We start from the raw sequence: 1,278 nt of genomic DNA on the forward strand, positions 1-1,278 counted from the left end.
TGAGCTTCCCCCTGTTCGCCGGACACGGCGGGTGTGGGGTCAGGCGGTCACGTTGGGTGGCGTGTGGAGGGCCTCAAACGTGACCGGGGCGTGCATCCCGATGCTGGAATGACGCCGTTTGGGGTTGTACCAGCACTCTATCCATTCGAATATCGCGTTGGCAAGTTGGTCGCGGGTTTTCCATTGTTTGGTGTCGAGTATTTCGAGTTGGAGTGTGCCCCAGAAGGACTCCATCATGGCGTTGTCGTAACAATCTCCGACCGTTCCCATCGAAGCGAGCAGACCGGCGGCGCGGAGTCGTTGGCCGAACGCCCATGAGGTGTATTGGGAACCGTGATCGGAATGTAGAATGGTGGTGTTGTGCTCCGGGTTGCGGCGGAGGATGGCCATGCCGAGCGCGTCCGTGACTAGTTCGGTACGCATATGGTTCGCGATAGACCAGCCGATGATGAGCCGGGAATAGGCGTCCATGACCGCCGCGCAGTAGAGTTTTCCGTCCTCGGTGGGATGCTCGGTGATGTCGGTGATCCACAACCGGTCTGGAGCATCCACGATGAACTGGCGGTTGACCAGGTCAGGGCTGAGATCCGCGTTCGGGTCACGGATCGTGGTCCAGGTGCGCCGGCGCCGGTAGAGGCCCTGGATCCCGGCCTCACGCATGAGCCGCTCGACCCGTTTGCGGTTGACCGGCAGTCCAAGCCCGAGCGTCAGTTCCGCGTGCACCCGCGGAGAGCCGTAGGTGCCTCGTGAATCGGCATGGATTTGTTCGATGTATTTCAGCAGCAACGCGTTCTCTTCTTGACGTGGCGAGGTTGGCCGGTCCCGCCATTCGTAGTAGCCGGAACGAGACACGTGCAACACCCGGCAGGCCACCGCGACATTGATACCGTCCGCGGCGAGTTCGTGGACCAGCGGGAACGTTACTTTGGGAGGATGTTCTCCCGCGCGAAGTAGGCCGCCGCGCGTTTCAGGATCTCGTTCTCCAGCTCAAGCTGCCGGTTCTTCCGCCGCAGCTCGGCAAGTTCCCGTTTCTCTGTGCTCGTCAGCTTCGTAGTCGAGCCGTTCTCGTCGGCATCGGCCTGGGCCATCCAGTTCCGCAGGCAGGACTCGCTGATCCCGAGATCCTTCGCCAGCGCGGCAACCGGTTTGTCGCCCAGACGGGCCAGCTCGACGGCACGCTGACGAAACTCAGGCGGGTGTGGTGCAGGCACCAGAACATCCTCCCTGGTGACCGGCGGTCACCTCAGGTGAGGTGTCCGGACAACCGGGGGAAGCTCA

General features: G+C 62.3%; 2 protein-coding genes. Both read right to left on the bottom strand.

The annotated features are described in order from the left end of the window. Positions 1-39: 39 nt before the first annotated feature. Positions 40-912, bottom strand: a complete 873-nt coding sequence (locus ABD987_RS44495; protein ID WP_345409097.1) for an IS3 family transposase — start codon at positions 910-912, stop codon at positions 40-42. A gap of 8 nt (positions 913-920) precedes the next feature. Further along, on the bottom strand, positions 921-1,211 hold the full coding sequence (locus ABD987_RS44500; protein ID WP_345409095.1) for a transposase: 291 nt from the start codon (positions 1,209-1,211) through the stop codon (positions 921-923). Positions 1,212-1,278: the final 67 nt, after the last annotated feature.

Origin of the sequence: Amycolatopsis samaneae (genome assembly GCF_039541975.1) — a bacterium.
Lineage (GTDB): Bacteria > Actinomycetota > Actinomycetes > Mycobacteriales > Pseudonocardiaceae > Amycolatopsis > Amycolatopsis samaneae.